The sequence below is a fragment of the Peptococcaceae bacterium genome, from assembly GCA_024655825.1.
In the GTDB taxonomy this organism is placed as follows: domain Bacteria; phylum Bacillota; class Peptococcia; order DRI-13; family PHAD01; genus JANLFJ01.
On the sequence record JANLFJ010000003.1, the window covers coordinates 55,425 to 76,218 of the forward strand.

The window sequence follows — 20,794 nt, forward strand, 5'->3', positions numbered from 1 at the left end:
ATCCGACCAGCTACCCTGCGTATATTATAAACCAACAGGGTTTATATGGCAAGTGTTCGCAGAATCATATTAATTCCAAATTTTCCATGGCCTTTTTAATAACCCTTGTTTCTTCCGGCGTGGCCTCGACCAGGGGAAGCCGCGGTTTCCCGGCAGGCAGCCCCAGCAGTGAGACCGCTTTTTTTACCGGAATAGGATTAGTAGTCACAAACATGGCCTTGTACAGCGGGAAAAGCCTCCGGTGAATCTGCCCGGCTTCTTCAATCCAACCTTTCAAATAAGAATAAATCATTTTATTCATCATCTTGCCAGCCACATGGCTGGCCACGCTGATCACGCCGTAGCCGCCTACGGCCATAATGGGCAGCGTCATGCTGTCATCGCCGCTGTATATTAAAAAGTTGTCGGGAATCATCGTCATTAAAGCTGAAACCTGGTCCATATTCCCGCAGGCCTCTTTCAGGGCGGTGATATTTGGTATACCGGCCAACCTGGCCACTGTTTCGGGAAGCATGTTCACTCCTGTCCGCCCAGGCACGTTGTATAGAATTACCGGCAGGTCGGTTGCTCCGGCTACTGTCTTAAAATGCTGGAAAAGTCCTTCCTGGTTGGGCTTATTGTAATAAGGCGTCACGGCCATGATCCCGTCAACCCCCAATTTGGAAGCCTCTGCGGTAAGCCGGGCGCTTTCGATCGTCGAGTTGGAGCCGGTACCGGCAAAAACCCATCCCTTTTCTCCGACAGCATCCTTAATCGCCTTAAACAGGTCCAGTTTTTCTTGTTTCGATAAGGTCGGTGATTCGCCGGTGGTCCCACTTACTACCAAACCCTCGTTGCCGCAATCAAGCAGTTTAAGGGCCAATTGCTGCGCGCCCTCGTAATCCACTCTTTCATCGTCCTTGAATGGCGTAATCATAGCCGCTATCAAGCGGGGATATGCATTCATTTAAAATCAACTCCTTTCAGTTAATCCATAATCGATTCCAATCCGATTTTTAAGCCCTGCCACCCGTCTATCTTTCTCACAGCCATTAAAATTCCTGGTATAAATGATTCTCGAGAAAAAGAATCATGCCTGATGGTCAGAAGCTCTCCACACCCTGAAAACAGTACCTCCTGGTGTGCCACAAGGCTTTTCAGCCTGACGCTGTGTATCCTGATCCCGTTATAATCCGCGCCCCTGGAACCGTCTTCTTTTACCCCGTTCACGCTTCCATTGGCCACAATGTTTTCCCTCATCCCCCGCGCAGTAGCTATGGCTGTCCCCGAAGGGCTATCCAGCTTTTTCTCGTTGTGAAATTCTATTATTTCCGCCTGGTTGAGGTAACGGGAAATCTCCCTGGCCATTTTCATCATCAAAACCGCGCCGAAAGAAAAATTCGGTGCAATCAGCATTCCAACCCCGTTTTTTTTTGCCAGGGAATCAAAGACCTCCAGGTCCATTTGCGACAACCCTGTTGTTCCCAGCACCACCGCTGCGCCCTTTTTCAGCGCAACTTGCACATTTTCCCTCGCTGCCTCCCTATTGGTAAAATCAACAACCACCACCGGTTTTTCAAGTCTATCCAGGAGCTCGCCTAAATTTCCGGAAACCTGGATTCCCGTCGGCCTTGCCTGAATTAAATCCCCAATGTCGCAGCCTACTCCAGAAACGTCAACGGCTCCAACAATTCTTATATCCTCGCACTGGCTGAAACCCCTTATCACTTCTTTACCCATTTTTCCGCATGCGCCAACAACGACTGTATTGATTACTTTCATTATCATCCACCTCTCAAAATCTCTTTCATTCGAGCCGCTCATCGATGAGCAGCAGCGGCTAACAAATAACGACTAAAGGTTAGACCTTTAGCCGTGAACGCTTCCAGCCCCCCTCTCATGCCCTTCGTGAGATAGTGCTCCACCTGGCGCCTGGGCTGGTGCCGGGTGACAGTACTGCATCTGTTAAATGCAGTCCCAGCATAATAAACCGGCCGTTTACCATGCTTCGGCGGTTGCCCCTTTCCTCAAGGTCATTGCTGCCGCGCTTGCTGGAGTACTCTTGGCCACCGCAACCTCTACCCCACCCTAGTTGAGTGAGGTATTATGTTTTTTTTACATTGTATGCCGGCGAGTAATTTTTGTCAATAAATTTGAGAGCAATTCTTTTATATTTTTAATAGGTGTATCTTTTATAGCGCATATGCGAATCGTCGAGATCGACAATGATGACCTCTGAACCGATTTTCCTTACTGCTGACCAGGGAATGGCCAGATTGCTCCTATCCCATAGATTAAGCAGTCCGCCCCTGCTGGGGAGGATTATGGATTCAATCTCCCCGGTTTCCGCCTGGATCACCAGGTCGGAATCGGCCACCGTGCCGAGACGGCTGCCGTTTTGTATATTGACAATATCTTTGCCGATAAGCTCGCTTAATCTCACGACGTTCATCATTCGACCCCTATCTGCCAAACATTTTATAGTAGGCTACAATTAAAAACGGCTGAACAAGCGCAATAAGAATCGCAATCAAGGCGAGAGGATCCATAGTCATGTTCAAAACTCGTACCCTGTCCGGAACCGACATGTCCAAAAAGGAGGTCAACAGGACCAGCGATAAATAGACCCCTCCAGCAATGGCCACCAACTCGGCAAGGGCCACAGAGGCCGGTGAGGGCGCAGCATTTTCGATCTTTTCCAGGCTGCGTGTTCTTTTTAAATTAATCCTGGTTTTAACCGCCCCAAGCAATACCGCCAGAACCAGTAAAACAATACCTGTCTTCCAGATCATTACAATCCCCCTCCCATACCAATCTATATGCCGGCGGGGAAAAGATATGCCAAAAAAACGGCTTGGAAAGCCTTAACATCATTTATAAACAGCAATCTCCTGTTTCTTTACATATTTTGATAGATCAACAGGTTTTTCCAGCGGTCCAATCGTGCTCAAACTAAAATCTCTATTCCCAAACAATTCCTGGGCCACGCTGTGAACTCTTTCCAGGGTAAGGGCCTGCACTTTACTGACCACCTCTTCCGGGGTTACAACCCTGTTCAGGCAAAGCTCTGTTCGGCCCAGCCTGGTCATCCTGCCGCTTACACTTTCCAGACCCAGGTAAAGACTGCCTTTGATCTGTTCCTTTGTTCTCTCCAGTTCCTTTTGGGTAATCCCCTCTTTGACAACCCGTTTAATCTCTTCCGCTAAAAGCTGAATGACCTCATCATGCTTGGCAGGACTTGTCCCCGCGTAAAAGGTGAACAAACCGGTATCGCAAAAAGCCGTATGGTATGTATAAACGGAATACGCCAGTCCCCTCTCTTCTCTGATCGCCTGGACCAGCCGGGATGAAAGGCCCCCTCCCAGGATGCTGTTGAGGACATAAACGCAGTAAAGCCTTTCGTCGCTGTGAGGAATACCTTCGGTACCCAGGCAAATCTGAACCTGCCCTGTTTCCCGCGTAAGATTTGTCACGTTGGAAACCGCCGGGCCGGGCGGGCTAGTCAAGAAAGGCTTTCTTTTCTCCTTCATCCCTTCGAAAAACGGCCCTATTTTTTCCTGCACTTCCCGGTGGTCTATATTGCCGGCTGCCGCTATCACCAAGTTGCCCGGCAGGTAATTGCTTTCCAAGTATGAGATGATGCTGTCCCTGTCAATAGCCTGCAGCGAATCGACGTTTCCGAGGATCGGCTTGCCCAGCGGATGTTCCGGCCAAACCGTCTGCATAAACAGGTCGTGGATAAGCTCATCAGGCGTATCTTCATACATTTTTATTTCTTCTTCAATGACTCCGCGTTCCTTGTCAATAGCCTGTTCGCTGAATTTTGAATTGAAAAACATGTCTGTCAGCACATCCAGGGCCAGGTCAAAGTGCTCATCCATTGTTTTTGCGTAATAGCAAGTGTATTCTTTCGTCGTAAAGGCGTTAAGCTGCCCGCCGACGGCATCAAGCGATTCGGCGATTTCTGCGGCCGTTCTTCTTTCCGTTCCTTTAAACATCAAATGTTCGATAAAATGTGAAATACCGCTGTTGCTCTCATTTTCATGGCGCGAGCCCGCGCCAATCCATATTCCCAGGGCGACCGATCGCACACCCGGCACCTTCTCGCTTACAATCCTAACGCCGTTGGGCAGCTTAACCTTAGCAATATCATCTTTATTCATAAGACACTCCCTTTTCATTCAAACCGTATTCTAACAGCCTTTGCGCTTCCAGAAAGCGACTGGGTGAATGCAGTAATACGGCAATGACTTCCCGGCCCATCCTGCTGGCCGAGGCAACCAGGCACTGGCCCGCCTTATCCGTGGTCCCGGTTTTTACGCCGGTTGCATAAGGATAAGACCATAACAGCCTGTTGGTGTTTTTTAAGTGCAGCGTGCGAGTCGAACCTTCCCACCTGAGAAGATACTCTTTCTTTTTCACTATACCGGCAAATGTTTGATTGTTCATGGCATAACGCGCGATCAGGGCGAGGTCGTAAGCGGTTGTCAGGTGGTCTTTGCCGGGTAGCCCGTTCGGGTTTTGAAACGTTGTGCTGCAGGCGCCCAGAGTCAGGGCTTTAAGATTCATCAACCCGACGAATTCTTCCTCGCTGGGGGCAACCGCTTCCGCAATAGCAACACACGCATCATTGCCCGACCTGAGCAGCGCCCCGTGCAGCAGGTTGTAAAGGGTAAGCCTGTCTCCCCGTTTAAGGTGGATGGTCGCTTCACCGGTGACCGCGGCATTTTCGCTTATTTCGATTACCTCGTCCAGCTTACCGCATTCGATGGCCAGAATGGCCGTCAGGATCTTGGTGGTGCTTGCTGGCGGCCTTCTTTGTTCATCATTCTTTTTATAGAGGACCTTGCCCGAATCCTTTTCCATTAAAACCGCAGACCGGGCCTGAATGACCGGAACCGCCCCTGTTGAATCAGAGTAGTACAAAATACCTGCAAGAACAATTATAACCAGAAAAGCTTTTCTCCTCAATCTTTTCACCTTTGCTGTCCGTACTGTACAGTAAATAGTATGGCTACTTTTCCCTGTTTTATTGAAGAATACCGGTCACTGTTTTGAAGGAAAAATCTTGTGCCCTCAAGGCGTCAATAACCGCAGGAAGTGCGGCAACCGTGCATTCCTTGGGATGCGTCAAAACAAGCGCTCCGTTGTCAGCCTTGGAAAGCACCTTTTTGATAATCGCCTCCGGCGAAGGGTCCTGCCAGTCCAAGGTATCAATCGTCCACATAATCGTCTTATAACCGAGCGAGTTAGCCGCCTTCAGGACATGCTGCTGGTGTTCGCCGTAAGGCGGAGCAAAAATCTTGCTGACCTTCACATTGAGCCCTGTCAGGACCTGTTCTGTTTTAATGATTTCATTTTTATTCTGTTCAAGTCCCATACTGTTGGGGTGCGGGTGTGAATAACCGTGGTTTCCGATCTCAAAACCCGACCTTGCTATTTCTTGGACCAGCTCTTGGTTCTTTTGGGCAAACCTGCCGGTAATAAAAAAAGTTGCTTCAATCCTTTTGTTCTTGAACATTTTTATCATGGCGGGCAAAACCTTTTCCCCCCAGTCTACATTAACCATAATGGCCACGGCTTTTTCCTGGGTGTTGCCAATGTAAACGGGGTTAACAGCAGGCACGCTTGCTTTGCGGTCTGGGTTTTGGCTTAACATGTTGGTGGCGGCTGCAAGCGCCAGAACGATGACCGCGGCAGCAAAACAAGACAGGGTTCTCCTTGTCAAATAATAGATATGCAACTATACCACCCCCGGGGCAATCATTAAACTCTCCTTTATCTATATGCTTGGGTAAGACCGCCCATGCGGGAGTATCAATACAAAAACAATAAAAGCGATTGACAACCGCTTTTATTTCTCCTGCAGACCGCTTTTCTGCTGGCGCAGAGCCTCTTTGCGCGATAGGTTTATCCTCCCTTGCCTGTCGATTTCCGTTACTTTGACCAGTATTTCATCCCCCACCGAAACGACGTCTTCCACCTTGCCCACTCTTTCCTCGGCCAGGTGAGAGATGTGCACCAGCCCTTCCTTGCCAGGCAGGATCTCCACAAAAGCCCCAAAACCCGTAATCCGGTTTACTTTCCCGATATAAATCTTTCCGACTTCCACGTCCCGGGTCAAATCCTCTATTATGCGCAGCGCTTTTTTGCCTGCCTCCACGTCAACCGCCGCAATAAAAACACGGCCGTCGTCTTCTATGTCGATTTTCACCCCGGTATTCTCAATGATTTTCTTGATTGTCTTCCCGCCTGGTCCTATTACCTCCCTTATTTTTTCCGGATCGATCGTCGTGGTGATAATGCGCGGCGCATACGGGGACAAATCCGGCCTCGGTTCGGCAATAACGGAGAGCATTTTCTCCATGATGAAAAGGCGTCCTTTCCGCGCCTGTTCCAGGGCATCCCGCAGTATATTCCTGTCTATGCCCGGGATTTTGATGTCCATCTGGATCGCGGTAACCCCTTTTTTTGTCCCGGCAACTTTAAAATCCATATCCCCCAGCGCATCTTCCATCCCTTGAATATCTGTAAGTATGGAATAGTGTTCACCTTCCTTAATAAGCCCCATGGCCACGCCGGCAACCGGCGCTTTGATGGGTACTCCCGCATCCATCAGCGAGAGTGTGCTTCCGCAAACGCTGGCCATGGAAGTCGAGCCGTTCGATTCGAGAACTTCGGAAACCAGCCGGATCGTGTACGGGAAATCTTCCTCCGGTGGGATCATCGGTTCAAGAGCGCGTTCCGCCAGCGCTCCGTGCCCGATTTCACGCCGGCCAGGACCGCGCATGGGCCGGGCTTCTCCTACGCTGTACGGTGGAAAGTTATAATGGTGCATATAACGCTTGCTTTCCTCAACACCCAGCCCGTCCAGGATCTGTTCTTCTCCAATCGCTCCCAACGTTACCACAGTAAGCACCTGGGTCTGCCCACGAGTAAAGAGCCCGGAACCGTGTGTCCGCGGCATCACTCCAACTTCGCAGGTGATAGGTCTTATTTCGTCCATGGCTCTTCCATCGGGCCGGATCTTGTCGACGGTGATCAACTTGCGGACATATTCCTTCACAATAGAGTCCAGCACTGTGTTAATGTCTTTTACCTGCTCGGGATATGTTTCCAGGAACTTCTCCACGGTTTCATTCTTAATCCTTTCAATATTCTCTTCCCGTTCCAGTTTGTCCTTGTTCATGATGGCTTGGTGCAGCGGTTCAGTTGCATATTCCCTCACTGCTTTCTCCAGTTCAGGATCACACGCGTGAAGGACCGGTTCCTTTTTTTCCTTAGCCAGGCCCATTTTTAAGGCTTCAAGGCGAAATTCTTCAATAAACCGCACTATTTCTTTTACTTTTTCATGGCCGGCCATAATTGCCTCTAGGCATATTTCTTCCGGCACTTCATTGGCGCCTGCTTCAACCATCATCACGGCATCCTTTGTGCCGGCAACAACCAGGTGCAGCAGCGACCGTTCACTTTGTTCCAGGTCCGGGTTAATGACCAGTTCGCCGTCCAAATAACCTACGGCCACAGCCCCGATCGGGCCTTCAAACGGTATATCTGAAATGTGGAGGGCTGCCGAAACTCCATTTATGGCCGCTACATCCGGCAGGTTGTCCTGGTCAACCGACATGACAGTGGCCACCACATGGACATCATTGCGGTAGCCTTTGGGGAAAAGCGGCCTGATTGGCCGGTCAACCAGCCTGCCGGAAAGAATCGCTTTTTCGCTGGGTCGTCCTTCCCGTTTTATAAAACCTCCCGGGATTTTTCCCACTGAATACAGTCTTTCTTCATAGTCAACCGTAAGCGGAAAGAAATCTATCCCCTCTCTCGGTTCCGCAGAAGAAGTTGCTGTCGTCAAAACACAGGTGTCGCCTTGCCTGACAAGCACTGCTCCCCCTGCCTGTTTGGCCAGCCTGCCGGTCTCAAGAATCAAAGAACGCCCGGCAATAACAATTTCCTTTCTGAGTATCGGATACGGATATTCCATCAAACCTGTAAAACCTCCCTAATATTATGTCTTTGTTTCTTCTTCAAATATTTCTATTTTCTACACTCTACTTATTATTTCCTTCACCAGGGGTAAAAAATACCAGCTTACGCCCATAGAAAAGAGGGCGGTTTTCCGCCCTATCTTCTAATTCCCAAACTTACAATTATATTCCTGTATCTGTCGAGGTCTTTTTCTTTCAGGTAATTAAGCAGACCCCGCCGCTGGCCAACCATTTTCAACAACCCGCGCCTTGAATGGTGGTCCTTTTTGTGTTTCTGCAAATGCTCGGTAAGATAGTTTATTCTTTCCGTAAGAATAGCGATTTGCACCTCTGGAGAACCGGTATCGTTTTCATGCAGCTTGTACTTGTTGATGATTTCGTTCTTTTTTTCCTTATCCAAAGACATCTTGCTTTTCACCTCCTCGATAAAGTCCGGCGAAACCAGGTAAAGCGTTGGTGAATCGCTTAACCTAGTCTTTCGCTAAATCTGACAGCATTCATTATACGTTAGGAACACTGCTATTGCAAGCTTTTTGTATTTTTCGCTGTTTTATTTGCCAATGATGGTGATTACAAGCCGGCCGCTGGGGATATCCTTGGCCACAACGTCAAAAGCCCGTCCCGATCTGCTAAAAAAACCACGAAAGCGGGTAGCTGTAGGAACCTGCCCTGGTATTTGCTTGGCGGCGCGAATTATATCCGCTGGTGTTATTTTTTCCTGGCGGTAATCCTTCAGTCGTTTTCTGGCATGCTCAGTAATGATTACTCTCATGCACCATGTCCCGCCTTACCAGCGATAAAAGCCTCTTTTTAACTTCAACCTTTTGCGTCAAAAAACTATACAGGGCATCCTGGAAGGCTTCTTTTTCGGCATCCCTTATCTCTAACCGCCGGTAAACGCTGCTCAGCTCCTCACGCAAACTGCAGAATTCCTTGCTGAAAACAATATCTCCCACCATCCTGGATGCGGCATAACACTTATGGTGGTTTTCAAAAACAGCCGCCACCTTCTCATTTTCCTCCTGACTCTTTCTTTTGTAATCATTTTATTTTGGTCGGAGAAAATTATGAAAGAACCTTCAGTTTACATTTCTTCGGAAGGGTGCTGTTTCAAAATTTGGAGGCTTATTCTTATGTCCTTGGCTATTTGTTCCCGCAGTTTTTCCATGTTTTCAAATCTCATTTCCGGTCTTACTCGTTCGAGCAGGGTGAGCTTGACCTGCTGATGATACAGATCGCCGGTATAACAGGGGATATGAGCTTCAACGGACGGTTTTCCGGGGGAGAAGGTCGGTCGTCTGCCGATGTTCACCACTGCGGGATACTTTTTGTTTACACCCGACTGCACAGAATTATTCAATATCTCCAGCCACGCCGCATAGACCCCAAAGGCAGGCAATACTAAATAATCAGGGGTCTCAATATTGGCCGTGGGATAGCCAATAATCCTTCCCCTGGATTCCCCCGGTACGACCATGCCCAGCAGAAAGGGCTGGTATCCCAGCATTTTAGCGGCCTGGTCCAATTGGCCGGAAGAATAATATTCCCTGATGATGCTGCTGCTTACAACCTTATTATCGACAAGAACAGGTGGAATAACAGACGTTTCAAAGCCGCATTCCTTCCCCATCATCTCCAAAAAGGCTGGGTTTCCGCTTCCATCTCGGCCAAAGGAAAAATTAAAACCGACAAAAACCTTGACGGTTTCCAGTGTACCCGCCAGGTAATTTTTCACAAAATCCTCGGCGGCTGTACCGGCAAGCTTCCGGTCAAAAGTCAGCAGAATCAGGTAGGATATGCCCAAAGAAGCGATAAGCTCTCTCTTTTGTTCGAATGTATTGAGAAGCTTTACCGCGCCGTTCCCTTTGATGACCTGCAGCGGATGCGGCTCGAAAGTAAGCGCGCATGGAACCCAGCTTTTTCGCCGGCTTTCTTCCACACACTGCCTGATGAGCACCTGGTGACCGCGGTGAACGCCGTCGAAATTACCCAGCGCCAGCGCTCGAGGTTTTTTTATCGCTCTTATTTCTTCCAGGCTGCGTACAATCTCCATATGCTTCATCTACTCCACACCAAAAACTCTTTTCGGTTTAAGATAACACTTGTCGTTTTGCCGGATAACTTCACCAAGACCGTGCAGGTTCCCTTCCTCGCCCCAAACCGCTATTACCCCTTGGCCCTTTCCGGGAACAACAGCCTCGTTTATTCCCTTTAAATACCCGCAGGGAAACAGAATGCTGCGGCCGTTCCTGAAACAATTCAGGTCATCTTTGTTAACCACAAGATGAGGCAGGCCGGCAACGCATTTGCTGGCAGGCAGCAAGGCCTTCTCTTTCCTGCTTTTTATTTCCTCCAGGGTCAGGCTTTCCCCCAGGTGAAAATCTCCAACCCTGGTCCGCAGTAAAAACGACATATGGCCTCCCGTTTTTAGTACACTGCCCAGGTCATGGCAGAGGGTCCTGATATAAGTTCCTTTTGAACATCTAATATAGAAAGCGAGTTCGGGACCCCTGTATTCCAGGAGTTCAATCCTTTTAATCGTGACTCTTCTGTTTACAACCGGCACATTTCCACCCCGGCGCGCTATTTCGTACATGGGAACTCCTGCCACCTTTACCGCCGAATAGGCCGGCACTTCCTGTTCTATCTCGCCCCGGAAGCGGGCCAATGCGCTCTCCACCATTTCCCTGGTGACGAATGACGCATCAGTCCGGGCCACCACATCACCCCAGGCGTCCTGTGTTGTCGTCGTAATGCCAAGGACCATACGGCACATGTATTCCTTGTCTTGATAACTCAAAAAATCAACCAGGCGTGTGGCCTGGCCGATACAAACGGGGAGAACACCGGCGGCCTGTGGGTCCAGGGTTCCCGCATGCCCGACCTTTTTTGTTTCCAACTGGTGCCGGATAAAAGCCACCACGTCATGTGACGTCATCCCTGGCGGTTTTAACACGTTAATTACGCCGTTCATTTTAGTCACCGCCGTCTCTGATCATTTTTTCGGCCGCAGCCAGCACATCCTTAACCACCTGAGCCAGGGTCCCTTTCACCGTACAGCCGGCAGCCCGGGGATGTCCCCCGCCCCCGAATTCCGCCGCCAGCTTGTTCACATCGGCGCTGTCTTTGGAACGGAAACTAACCTTTATTTCACCCCTCGTCAGCTCCTTGAAAAGCGCGGCTATTTCCACTCCCTTCGTTGCCCTGAGCAGCCCGACCAGGCTGTCGGTTTCGGTTTCAAACAGGTGGTGGTGTTTTATTGTCTCGTATGAAAGCACACAAGCGGCGATCCTCCCGTTTTGGGTGAAAAAAAGAGTTTCCAGTGCGGCTTTCATCATCAAAAGCTCTCCCACTGGTCTCGTTTCATAGAGGTTTTCCCTGATCAGGCGCATATCGGATTTCAGGCTCAGCAAATCGCCTGCAATCCTGAACGTTTCCGGTGTCGTATTGCTGTACGTAAAATTCCCTGTATCTGTAGCCAGGGCCACATAAAGGCACGTCGCCATCCCAGGCGTTATTTCCACTCCGCCTTCCAAAAACAGGCGGTAAATAATCTCGCCTGTTGCCGCTGCGTTTGTATCGACAATATTCAGCGAACCAAAGAGCGAATTGCTGATATGGTGGTCGATATTGACAACCGGGTTTTTTGCCGGGATTTCGTATCCCATCCTGGATATTTCGGCACAGTCCACGGCGACAACCGGTATATTATCTGAAATCCTCCCCGGTTTGCGAACTTCAAGCAGTTCCTGGCCTGGCAGAAAACGGTATACTTCTGGCGCCTCCTCCAAAAGTAAAACCGATGGTCTCATGCCCATACTCTTTAAGCCAAGACCAAGGGCAAGCGCTGAGCCCAGGCAGTCGCCGTCCGGCTTTTCGTGGATCAGGAGTATTATTTTTTCAGCACCTCTTATGCACGAACTGAAATCTTGCCATCTAGACATCCGGTTCATTTTCCCCTTTTCCACTTTTCATCTCCGCTATGATCTTGTTGATCTTGGAACCATAAGCGATTGAATTGTCCGGTTTGAAGATGAGTTCCGGCGTGAAGCGAAGCTGCAGCCTTTTGGCCAGCTCACTGCGCAGGTACCCGCTGGCTTTCTCCAGTCCTTTAAAAGATCTCTCGCTTTCATTCTCATTAGCAAACATGCTTACATAAACCTTTGCATAACGCAAGTCGCTTGTTATTTCCACATGGGTTATGCTGATCAGGCCTTTTACCCGCGGGTCTTTAATTTCTTCCCTGATCATTTGCGACAATTCTTTCTTAACCTCTTCCGCAATCCTGGCTAGACGATGGCCCGACATGACCTTTGCCTCCTCTCAGGAAAGTTCCCTCTTGATTTCTTCGAAGGTATAGAATTCAAGCCTGTCTCCCTCGTGGACATCGTTAAACTTCTCTATGCCGATGCCGCATTCATAACCGCTGGCTACTTCCCTGACATCATCTTTAAACCTTTTTAGCGAACCAATGGTCCCCTCGTGCACAACAATACCGTCCCTGATCACCCGGACCTGGGAACCGCGCGTAATTTTACCTTCAGTCACATAGCAACCGGCAATTGTGCCTATTTTAGGCACTTTGAAGGTCGCCCTGACTTCTGCCTGTCCCTGTACCACTTCTCGTATTTCCGGCTTTAGAAGCCCGCTCAAGGCCGCCTTAACATCTTCAATCGCATTGTAAATCACGCGGTACAGCCTGATATCAATCTGCTGGTTCTCCGCCATTTTGCGGGCGTTGGCATCCGGCCTTACATTAAAGCCAATGATAATCGCATTTGAGGCATCAGCGAGCATAACGTCGGACTCGTTTACCCCGCCGACACCCTGGTGAATGATATTTACACGCACCTCTTCGTTTGACAGCTTCTCCAGTGACTGTTTCAACGCTTCAATAGAACCTTGAACATCGGCCTTGAGAATTATATTCAAATCCCTGACTTCGCCCTGCTGGATACGGCTGAACAGGTCCTCCAGCGAAATGCGCCTTTTGGATTGAATCGCCTCTTCTCTTTTCTGAGCGGTACGCTCGCTGGCTATTTGTTTGGCTAATCTCTCATCTTCTACCACCTGAAAAATATCGCCTGCCTGCGGCACGTCGGAAAGCCCGATAACCTCAACAGGAGTGGAGGGCAGCGCCTTTTTAAGACGACGTCCCTTGTCGTCATACATAGCCCTTACCCGTCCCTGGGTAGCCCCTACAATCATAAAATCGCCCACTTCCAGGGTACCGTTTTGAACGAGCAGCGTGGCTACCGGTCCCCTTGCCTTGTCAAGCTGGGCTTCAATAACCGTTCCTTTTGCTTTACGCTTTGGGTTGGCTTTCAGATCGGCAACTTCAGCCATCAACAGGATCATTTCCAGCAGTGTTTCCAGGCCGGCTTTTGTCTTGGCCGAAACGTTAACACAAATGGTTTCACCGCCCCATTCTTCCGCCACCAGGCCGTGTTCGGTCAGTTCCTGTTTAACGCGTTCCGGGTTTGCTTCTGGTTTGTCTATTTTATTAATAGCGACGATAATCTGAACGCCGGCGGCCTGCGCATGGTTGATCGCTTCCACAGTTTGCGGCATAACGCCGTCGTCGGCAGCTACCACTAAAATAGCAATGTCCGTCACCCGTGCTCCCCGGGCTCGCATGGCTGTAAAAGCCTCGTGCCCCGGAGTGTCAAGAAAAGTTATTTTCTTACCCTTCACCTCGACCTGATAAGCGCCGATATGCTGTGTAATACCCCCCGCTTCTGCCGCCACGACGTTTGTCTGCCTGATGACATCCAGCAAAGAAGTCTTGCCGTGGTCAACATGCCCCATGATCGTGACCACCGGCGGGCGCTCCACAAGGTCTTCGATTTTATCTGGTTCCTCGGCTAAAAGAATGTCTTCCTTTTTAACTTTGACCTCAACAGTCGTACCGAATTCTTCTCCCAACAGGATCAGGGTGTCAACATCAAGCTCCTGGTTTATTGTGGCGGGAACACCCAAGAAAAGAAGCTTCTTGATTACATCAGCCGCTTTTTTGTTGATTAAATGCGCAAACTCCTGCACAGTCATAGGTCCTTCCAGCGTGATATGCTTGACAATTACCGGCGCCTGTTCCCTTTGCTGCTGGAATACTTTTCCTCCTTTGAACCTGCCTCCCTTTTTGCCGTCATGTTTTTTGTCATCAAAACGCCCAGGTTTTTTGTATCCTGTTTTCGTTTTACCGCCTCTTTCGTAAGCCTTTTCCCCCAGCGCCCTTTCCGCTTTATGGTAGTACTTGTCAACATCGTCGCTGTCAGCATAAAATAATTGCCCGGGGTAAGTCCTCACTGCGGCCTGGCTCCTGTCCCGCTGAAAGCCGGGCCCCTGGCCGCCTTCTCGTTGTGTCCTGGTCCCCTGCTGACCGCGCTGTTCGTACTGCTGTTTTTGGATTGATGGGCTGCCCGGCGGCACATTCTTGCGCTCTTCCCTATGCTGCTGTGCTGCCTTCTTTTCTCCGGGTGCTTTCGCCTTTGGAGGAACAGTCTCCAGGCCTTTTTCCGCCGGTTTTTTTGCTTCTGCGGCTGCCTTGGCTTTTTCCTGCATTTCTTTATTGGCGGCCTTTATTTTCTCCAAATTAAGGACCATATTTTTTATGCGGTTAACCTCACCGCTGGGTATCGTGCTCATGTGATTTTTCATGTTTAAACCCAGGTCCTGCAGTTTATCCAAAAGTTCTTTGCTCGACATGTTCATGTCCCTGGCAAGTTCATGCACACGTATTGTTGCCATCCAATCACCCCCGTTAATTGTCTTCTGCCTGGCCGGACTGCATCACTTTCTTGTTAATAGCTTCTGATATTTGTTTGCCTTTTACGGCCAGAACGCCTCGCTCCCGCACACCCAGGAGCTTGCCCAATTCTTCTTTTGTACCTGTTTCCATGTACTGGCTGCCGCTTTGCTCGCACCGCTTTTTCCAGTAAAGTTTTCTTTTTTCCGGCAGGTCTTTGGCCACTATAACCAACCGGGCTTCCCTTTTTTTTAGGCCGGCCTGTACGGCTGAACGGCCGGTCAGCAGTTGACCGCTCTTCCTGGCAAAACCCAGTAATGACGCGATGTTAAGAGGTAGGCTCATCATATCCTAACCCTATTTTTAGGCGGTTGATCACTTCTTCTGAAATGGGATGCTGCAGGTTTTTTTCCAGCCGGTTGGATTTTAATGCTTTTTGCAGGCAGTTTTTGTTTGGACAAATATAGACACCTCGCCCCGACTTTTTCCCGCTGGCATCAATCATGATTTCCATAGCTGGCGTCCGCACAATACGAATGAGTTCCTTCTTCGGTTTCATTTCCTGACAGCCTACGCACATCCGCAACGGAATTTTACGCTGTCCCATCCCTTTCACCTCTCTTTTGCTTCACTCTCCGGCATCGGTTTCGGCTGCCAAGGCCTGCGACTCGCTCTTGATGTCGATTTTCCACCCTGTCAGTTTCGCCGCCAGCCTGGCGTTCTGTCCTTCCTTGCCAATGGCCAGAGAAAGCTGGTAATCAGGCACAACCACTTTGGCCATTTTTTCGTCGTTAATAATTTCGACAGAAATAACCTTGGCCGGGCTCAATGAATTGGCGATAAACTTGATCGCATCCGAACTCCATTTGACAATGTCAATCTTTTCACCCTTCAGTTCATTAACTATTGACTGCACCCTCAACCCTTTGGGCCCAACGCATGAGCCGACCGGGTCAACGTTTTCGTTCCTGGAATGAACCGCAATCTTGGAACGGGCGCCTGGCTCACGGGCTACTGACTTTAATTCTACCGTACCGTCATGGATTTCCGGGACTTCTAGTTCAAAAAGCCTTTTCAACAGCCCAGGGTGTGTCCTTGAAACCAGTATCTGCGGTCCCTTGGTCGTCTTTTTCACGTCTATGACATAAACTTTGATTCGATCTCCAGTACGGTAATTCTCTCCCGGCATTTGCTCGTTCAGACTCAATACGGCCTCGGTTTTCCCAAGATCGATATACACATTCTTGCCTTCCTGTCTTTGCACTATTCCTGTAACAATGTCTCCTTCGCGGTTGGCATATTCATCAAAAATCATATCCCGTTCAGCTTCTCTAAGCCTTTGAACTACAACCTGTTTGGCTGTTTGAGCGGCAATCCGGCCAAACTCCCTCGGTGTCACTTCCACTTCCACCACATCACCAAGCTCGTAACGAGGGTCCTTTCTTCTAGCCTCGCTCAAGGCCATCTCTTCCCTGGGGTTCTGTACCTCTTCAACCACAATTTTCCGTGAAAAAACCTTGATGTCGCCGGTGCCGCGGTCAATAGCGACACGCATATTCGACTGCGTGCCAAAATTCTTTTTATAAGCTGAGACAAGTGCCGCTTCAATCGCTTCGATTATGACATCAATATTAATGCCCTTCTCCTTTTCCAGCTCGTTGAGTGCTCCAATCAACTCAAAATTCATTACTTAACCCTTCCCCCCTCTTCTTCCCAGGCCAACCTCACCTGGGCTATTATCTTTCCTGGTATTTTTAATTCTTTCCCTCCGTCCAGCAACAGTTGAAGGCCGTCGCCGTCAACCTCGCCCAGGTTTCCCCGCAGCTTTTTTTTCCCTTCTACCGGCGCAAAAGTGGTAACGTTCACCTTTCTACCCCGGAACCTGCGGAAATCTTTTTCTGTTTGGAGTATACGTTCAATTCCCGGAGACGACACCTCCAAAAAGTAAGAGTGAGGAATCGGGTCCGTCCGATCAAGCAGTTCCGATACTTCACCGCTGACTGCCTGGCAATCTTCCAGGTCAACGCCCCCCTCTTTATCGATATAAAGTCGCAAGTACCAGCTTCCCCCTTCTTTGACATACTCTACGGCGACCAGTTCCATGCCTCTCTTTTCCACCACCGGCCCAGCCATCCTGGCGACTGCATCCTGAATCTTTTTATTATCCACAGCCAAGCCTCCTTCCGGCTTTTTTGACCCCGCAATATGCTATCCTGGCAGTTCAATAAGACGAAAGAGTGGGCGGCATCCCACTCTTACACTTGCGTCAAAATATCCACGAAATACTTCCATAGTAGAGTTTATCACAAGAAAAGGATATTTGGCAAGCTGCAATTAGCAAAAAGTTAACTAAATAATGATATCTGGTCATTCTGCGGCAAACCTGCCAGACACCCATGCTGCTCCAACACATCCATCACCGTCTTGCTCAATTTGGCCCTGTGGCGCAGATCCTCCCGCGAAGTAAATAACTTTGCTTCCCTGGCGTTCACAATTCCCTGGGCCGCCGCCTGCCCCAGCCCTTGCAAGGCGACGAACGGCGGCAGAAGGGCCTTTTTTTCTTCCACGATTAAGAACCTGTGCCAGTCTGATTTCAGGAGGTCCACCTTTTTCAATTGTATGCCTCGCAGGTACATCTCCAGCGCCAGTTCCAGTATGGTATAGAGTTTTTCTTCCTTCTGTGTCGCCTCGTCGCCTTTTTTTGTTATTTCTTCCATTTTTCGTTTTATCGCCGGGATACCGCCTGCTACGAGTTCCGCGTCAAATTCGTCCGCACGTACAGTAAAAAAGCTGGCGTAAAAAGCGGCTGGATAATGCACCTTGAAATAAGCGATTCTCGCGGCCATCATCACGTAGGCGACGGCGTGGGCTTTGGGAAAAAGATATTTAATCTTCCGGCATGATTCAATATACCAGTCTGGTATGCCGTGTTCTCTCATTATCTCAGCATATCCGGGCTGAACGCCCTTTCCTTTGCGCACGTCTTCCATTATCTTGAACGCTTTCTCCGGTCTGACCCCTTTTTGGATTAAATAATTCATGATGTCCTCGCGGGCGGATATGACCTCTGACATTTTGGCCGTTCCCGACTTTATAAGCTCCTGGGCGTTATTCAGCCAGACATCTGTCCCGTGAGAGAAACCGCTGATCCTCACCAAATCCGAAAAAGTTTGCGGTTTCGTGTCTTCCAGCATCTGCCGGACAAACCTTGTGCCGAACTCAGGAATGCCCAGTGTGCCCATAGTTGTTCCCAGTTCTTTGGGATCGACTCCCAGCGCTTCTGTTCCCCGGAAGAGCGAGAGAACCTCGGGGGCATCCAGAGGAATCGAACGGCAATCAACACCCGTCAGGTCCTCCAGCATTTTTAAGACTGTCGGATCGTCATGTCCCAGCAAATCAAGCTTTACCAGCCGGCTGGAAATGGCGTGGTAATCAAAATGCGTGGTAATAGTTTCCGAATTCACATCATCAGCCGGTCTCTGAAGCGGCGTAAACATGTGAACATCCAAACCTTTCGGCAGGACCATCAGGCCGCCGGGGTGCTGGCCGGTAGTCCGCTTTACTCCCGTGCATCCTTTAACCAAACGGTTTATTTCCGGCGTACGGACCACCTGCTTCTTTTCTTCAAAATAATTTTTTACAAAACCGTAGGCTGTTTTGCTGGCAATGGTGGCAATCGTCCCCGCCCGGAAAACGTTGTTCTTACCGAAGAGTTCTTCCGCGTACCTGTGTGCGCGCGGCTGGTATTCGCCTGAAAAATTCAGGTCTATATCCGGCACCTTATCCCCTTCAAATCCCATAAAAACCTCAAAAGGTATATTATGGCCGTCTTTTTGCAGCCTGCTCCCACAGCGCGGGCACATCATTTCCGGGAGGTCCGCGCCCGAACCGACCGAACCGTCTTCCACAAAACTGCTGTACTTGCATTCAAGGCAGCGGTAATGCGGCGGCAGCGGGTTCACCTCGGTTATACCGCACAGCGTGGCCACCAGCGAGGAACCGACAGAACCCCGCGACCCCACTATGTACCCGTCCTCGTTTGATTTCTTTACCAGTTTATGCGCAATAAGGTACAGGACGGCAAACCCGTTATTGATAATCGCCGCCAGTTCCCTGTCCACGCGCTTCTTGACAATACCTGGAAGTGGTTCGCCGTACATTTCCCGGGCTCCCGCCAGGGTCAGCCTCATGATTTCGTCTTCCGCCCCAGGTATCTCCGGCGGATAGAACTCTGCCGGGATGGGTTTCAACTCTTCCACCCGCGCCGCAATATCCCGTGGGTTTTTTATCACCACTTCATAAGCTTCCTCTTTGCCCAGGTAAGCGAATTCTTCCAACATTTCGCTGGTGGTCTTGAAATACAGGGGCGCCTGCCTGTCCGCCTCGTCAAAACCTTTTCCAGCCATCAGGATGCGCCTGTAAACTTCATCTTCCGGGTCCAAAAAATGCACGTCCCCGCTGGCAACCACCGGTTTGCCCAGTTTCTTGCCGAGCCTGTAAATCGCCTTGTTCATTAACAGGATCTCCTCTTCTGACTGGAATGTTCCATTTTCCAGCATGAAGAAATTATTCCGTCGGGGCTGTATTTCAAGGTAGTCATAAAAACCGGCTATTCTTTCCAGCTCCTGCTCGCCAGCGCCGCCAACATATGCCCGGATAAGCTCTCCTGCCTCGCAGGCCGAACCGACCAGGAGTCCTCGGCGAAGCCTAACTAAATCCCTCCTGGCCAAGCGAGGAACCCGGTAAAAATAATTCAAATGAGAAATCGTAACCAGTTCGTAAAGGTTTCTCAATCCTTCTTGATTCATTGCCAGCAAAATGCAGTGGTAGGTTGGCGTCTTCGTTTTCATGCTCTCGCTTTCAACCTCGTCAAAGAGGTAGCCTTCAAGCCCGTAAATGATTTTCAACCCGTTTTTCAAGCCTGCCTCATAGGCTTCCGGAAAGGCCTGGACGACGCCGTGGTCCGTGATGGCAATTGCTTCATGGCCCCACTGGGCTGCTCTTTTAACCACTTCATGAACTTCAGCCAGCCCGTCAAGAGCACTCATTTTTGTGTGCAAGTGAAGTTCCGTTCTCTTTTCAGTGGCCTGATCTTTGCGCGTCTCGACCGCTGTCTCCATAATATCCGCAGGGATCATGGTCAGTTCCTGGGTATACCTGTCCGTCCGCACCGGCCCGCGCAAAAGGTACCACCCGTTTTCCTGCAGGCAGTCAAGGAGCCTGCCGGCGGTTTCAGCGCTGTCAATTATCTTGCAGGCCAGTGAATCGCTCCTATCGGATATGCAGAACTGGATTAAAGTTCGACCGCTTTTTAAATTCCTGCGTTCAATGTTAAATACGCGGGCTTGCACCACTGCGGCGTTTTCTTCTTCGGTTATTTCAGCAAGCGGGGTTATCCTGCCTGTTATCTTTTTTCCCAGAATTACCTTGTCCTTATCTTCTTTTTTTCTTCCCTCTCTTGCGTTTCTCGATTTCTTTACCGTTTGTTTGAATCTGCTGCGGTAGTAGTCCTCAAGATCATCAAAACAATAACTGCCCTCTTCCTCGCTTGAGCCTGCATTCTCGGAGCCTGCAATTATGCAAACAGCGGCTGGCAAATGGTATTCCTCTTTTAGGATGCATTCCAGTTTTTCTTTTATTCCATGAGCGACCAGGTACGATCGCCCAATTTCGTGCGGAATTTCCACAACCACCCTGTTTTCGCCTGCAATCACCCCGGCTTCTGCCAGCCACCCGCGGCAGCTGGGCAGGTTCTGGGCCAGCTTGTCCACTATTTCAGACCAGCCTTGCCGGCAAAGGTCAGCCAGGCTTTTATAACGCGCTTCTTCTTCAAAATGGAAAACCAACCGGTTCTCCTTCCCGAAAAACCCTTCCCACAAACTCCTGATAGATTCTCTGGCAGCCGCATCAGGCTCTTTCGGGCATCGAAAATATATTTCCCAAGCATTTTCTGCCTGGGAAATCATAATCCTTTTTACCTTGCACCTAGCCAGGTAATCACGCACTTCCTGATCAAGCGACGTTGAAGAAATCAATTTCTGCCATTGTGATTCGCTTTTTTCCTGAAGCAAAGACACAG

At 49.7% G+C, this 20,794-nt stretch carries 21 protein-coding genes and 1 riboswitch; all 21 genes read right to left on the bottom strand.

The genetic code is table 11. The features are described 5' to 3' along the window. Positions 1-64: 64 nt before the first annotated feature. The 21 genes from dapA to NUV48_02095 all read right to left on the bottom strand — a co-directional run bounded on the left by dapA (position 65) and on the right by NUV48_02095 (position 20,792). Positions 65-946: a 4-hydroxy-tetrahydrodipicolinate synthase gene (dapA, locus tag NUV48_01995; GenBank protein ID MCR4440910.1), complete on the bottom strand. Its 882-nt coding sequence runs from the start codon at positions 944-946 to the stop codon at positions 65-67. Positions 947-966: 20 nt separating this feature from the next. Then, positions 967-1,761 carry a 4-hydroxy-tetrahydrodipicolinate reductase gene (dapB, locus tag NUV48_02000; protein MCR4440911.1) on the bottom strand — a complete coding sequence of 265 codons (795 nt, stop codon included), beginning with the start codon at positions 1,759-1,761 and terminating at the stop codon, positions 967-969. Between the two features lie 124 nt (positions 1,762-1,885). Beyond that, a riboswitch (Lysine riboswitch) is annotated at positions 1,886-2,068 on the bottom strand. 87 nt (positions 2,069-2,155) lie between these two features. Beyond that, complete coding sequence (locus NUV48_02005) at positions 2,156-2,422, bottom strand: YlmC/YmxH family sporulation protein (protein MCR4440912.1); 267 nt, start codon at positions 2,420-2,422, stop codon at positions 2,156-2,158. Positions 2,423-2,441: 19 nt separating this feature from the next. Further along, a complete protein-coding gene (locus NUV48_02010; GenBank protein ID MCR4440913.1) occupies positions 2,442-2,771 on the bottom strand; it encodes a hypothetical protein in 330 nt (109 codons plus the stop codon). 78 nt (positions 2,772-2,849) lie between these two features. Further along, positions 2,850-4,142 (bottom strand): insulinase family protein, encoded by a 1,293-nt coding sequence (locus tag NUV48_02015; GenBank protein ID MCR4440914.1) that lies wholly within the window; start codon positions 4,140-4,142, stop codon positions 2,850-2,852. Beyond that, positions 4,135-4,950, bottom strand: a complete 816-nt coding sequence (locus NUV48_02020) for a D-alanyl-D-alanine carboxypeptidase (protein MCR4440915.1) — start codon at positions 4,948-4,950, stop codon at positions 4,135-4,137. Before NUV48_02020 ends, NUV48_02015 begins: the two co-directional genes overlap by 8 nt. 58 nt (positions 4,951-5,008) lie before the next feature. Then, a complete protein-coding gene (locus NUV48_02025) occupies positions 5,009-5,722 on the bottom strand; it encodes a polysaccharide deacetylase family protein (GenBank protein MCR4440916.1) in 714 nt (237 codons plus the stop codon). 111 nt (positions 5,723-5,833) lie between these two features. Beyond that, positions 5,834-7,966, bottom strand: a complete 2,133-nt coding sequence (locus tag NUV48_02030) for a polyribonucleotide nucleotidyltransferase (GenBank protein ID MCR4440917.1) — start codon at positions 7,964-7,966, stop codon at positions 5,834-5,836. A gap of 140 nt (positions 7,967-8,106) precedes the next feature. Beyond that, complete coding sequence (gene rpsO, locus NUV48_02035; GenBank protein ID MCR4440918.1) at positions 8,107-8,376, bottom strand: 30S ribosomal protein S15; 270 nt, start codon at positions 8,374-8,376, stop codon at positions 8,107-8,109. Positions 8,377-8,520: 144 nt separating this feature from the next. Further along, positions 8,521-8,742, bottom strand: coding sequence for a hypothetical protein (locus NUV48_02040; protein MCR4440919.1), 222 nt, complete (start codon positions 8,740-8,742; stop codon positions 8,521-8,523). Further along, a complete protein-coding gene (locus NUV48_02045; protein MCR4440920.1) occupies positions 8,723-8,977 on the bottom strand; it encodes a hypothetical protein in 255 nt (84 codons plus the stop codon). The genes NUV48_02040 and NUV48_02045 overlap by 20 nt, the downstream gene beginning before the upstream one ends. Positions 8,978-9,054: 77 nt before the next feature. Beyond that, complete coding sequence (locus tag NUV48_02050; GenBank protein MCR4440921.1) at positions 9,055-10,023, bottom strand: bifunctional riboflavin kinase/FAD synthetase; 969 nt, start codon at positions 10,021-10,023, stop codon at positions 9,055-9,057. Between the two features lie 9 nt (positions 10,024-10,032). Further along, a complete protein-coding gene (gene truB / locus NUV48_02055; GenBank protein MCR4440922.1) occupies positions 10,033-10,944 on the bottom strand; it encodes a tRNA pseudouridine(55) synthase TruB in 912 nt (303 codons plus the stop codon). Position 10,945: 1 nt separating this feature from the next. After that, the gene (locus NUV48_02060) at positions 10,946-11,914 is read right to left on the bottom strand and encodes a bifunctional oligoribonuclease/PAP phosphatase NrnA (protein MCR4440923.1); all 969 of its coding nucleotides are present in this window, start codon (positions 11,912-11,914) and stop codon (positions 10,946-10,948) included. Next, on the bottom strand, positions 11,907-12,278 hold the full coding sequence (gene rbfA / locus NUV48_02065) for a 30S ribosome-binding factor RbfA (protein MCR4440924.1): 372 nt from the start codon (positions 12,276-12,278) through the stop codon (positions 11,907-11,909). Before rbfA ends, NUV48_02060 begins: the two co-directional genes overlap by 8 nt. 15 nt (positions 12,279-12,293) lie before the next feature. Beyond that, positions 12,294-14,717 (bottom strand): translation initiation factor IF-2, encoded by a 2,424-nt coding sequence (gene infB, locus NUV48_02070; protein MCR4440925.1) that lies wholly within the window; start codon positions 14,715-14,717, stop codon positions 12,294-12,296. Between the two features lie 13 nt (positions 14,718-14,730). Continuing rightward, positions 14,731-15,063, bottom strand: a complete 333-nt coding sequence (locus NUV48_02075) for a ribosomal L7Ae/L30e/S12e/Gadd45 family protein (protein ID MCR4440926.1) — start codon at positions 15,061-15,063, stop codon at positions 14,731-14,733. Continuing rightward, positions 15,044-15,322, bottom strand: coding sequence for a YlxR family protein (locus tag NUV48_02080; GenBank protein MCR4440927.1), 279 nt, complete (start codon positions 15,320-15,322; stop codon positions 15,044-15,046). Before NUV48_02080 ends, NUV48_02075 begins: the two co-directional genes overlap by 20 nt. Before the next feature lie 21 nt (positions 15,323-15,343). Further along, entirely contained in the window at positions 15,344-16,402 is a 1,059-nt protein-coding gene (nusA, locus tag NUV48_02085; protein MCR4440928.1) for a transcription termination factor NusA, read from the bottom strand. Then, entirely contained in the window at positions 16,402-16,848 is a 447-nt protein-coding gene (locus NUV48_02090; GenBank protein MCR4440929.1) for a ribosome maturation factor RimP, read from the bottom strand. Before NUV48_02090 ends, nusA begins: the two co-directional genes overlap by 1 nt. Before the next feature lie 212 nt (positions 16,849-17,060). Next, positions 17,061-20,792, bottom strand: a complete 3,732-nt coding sequence (locus tag NUV48_02095) for a PolC-type DNA polymerase III (GenBank protein MCR4440930.1) — start codon at positions 20,790-20,792, stop codon at positions 17,061-17,063. Positions 20,793-20,794: the final 2 nt, after the last annotated feature.

Coding starts and splice junctions, on each gene's coding strand:
- NUV48_02050 (MCR4440921.1), bottom strand. CDS start 10,023: ATGGAGATTGTACGCAGCCTGGAAGAAATAAGAGCGATAAAAAAACCT.
- NUV48_02015 (MCR4440914.1), bottom strand. CDS start 4,142: ATGAATAAAGATGATATTGCTAAGGTTAAGCTGCCCAACGGCGTTAGG.
- NUV48_02060 (MCR4440923.1), bottom strand. CDS start 11,914: ATGTCTAGATGGCAAGATTTCAGTTCGTGCATAAGAGGTGCTGAAAAA.
- dapA (MCR4440910.1), bottom strand. CDS start 946: ATGAATGCATATCCCCGCTTGATAGCGGCTATGATTACGCCATTCAAG.
- NUV48_02075 (MCR4440926.1), bottom strand. CDS start 15,063: ATGATGAGCCTACCTCTTAACATCGCGTCATTACTGGGTTTTGCCAGG.
- infB (MCR4440925.1), bottom strand. CDS start 14,717: ATGGCAACAATACGTGTGCATGAACTTGCCAGGGACATGAACATGTCG.
- NUV48_02080 (MCR4440927.1), bottom strand. CDS start 15,322: ATGGGACAGCGTAAAATTCCGTTGCGGATGTGCGTAGGCTGTCAGGAA.
- dapB (MCR4440911.1), bottom strand. CDS start 1,761: ATGAAAGTAATCAATACAGTCGTTGTTGGCGCATGCGGAAAAATGGGT.
- nusA (MCR4440928.1), bottom strand. CDS start 16,402: ATGAATTTTGAGTTGATTGGAGCACTCAACGAGCTGGAAAAGGAGAAG.
- rpsO (MCR4440918.1), bottom strand. CDS start 8,376: ATGTCTTTGGATAAGGAAAAAAAGAACGAAATCATCAACAAGTACAAG.
- NUV48_02030 (MCR4440917.1), bottom strand. CDS start 7,966: ATGGAATATCCGTATCCGATACTCAGAAAGGAAATTGTTATTGCCGGG.
- NUV48_02040 (MCR4440919.1), bottom strand. CDS start 8,742: ATGAGAGTAATCATTACTGAGCATGCCAGAAAACGACTGAAGGATTAC.
- NUV48_02090 (MCR4440929.1), bottom strand. CDS start 16,848: ATGGCTGGGCCGGTGGTGGAAAAGAGAGGCATGGAACTGGTCGCCGTA.
- NUV48_02010 (MCR4440913.1), bottom strand. CDS start 2,771: ATGATCTGGAAGACAGGTATTGTTTTACTGGTTCTGGCGGTATTGCTT.
- truB (MCR4440922.1), bottom strand. CDS start 10,944: ATGAACGGCGTAATTAACGTGTTAAAACCGCCAGGGATGACGTCACAT.
- rbfA (MCR4440924.1), bottom strand. CDS start 12,278: ATGTCGGGCCATCGTCTAGCCAGGATTGCGGAAGAGGTTAAGAAAGAA.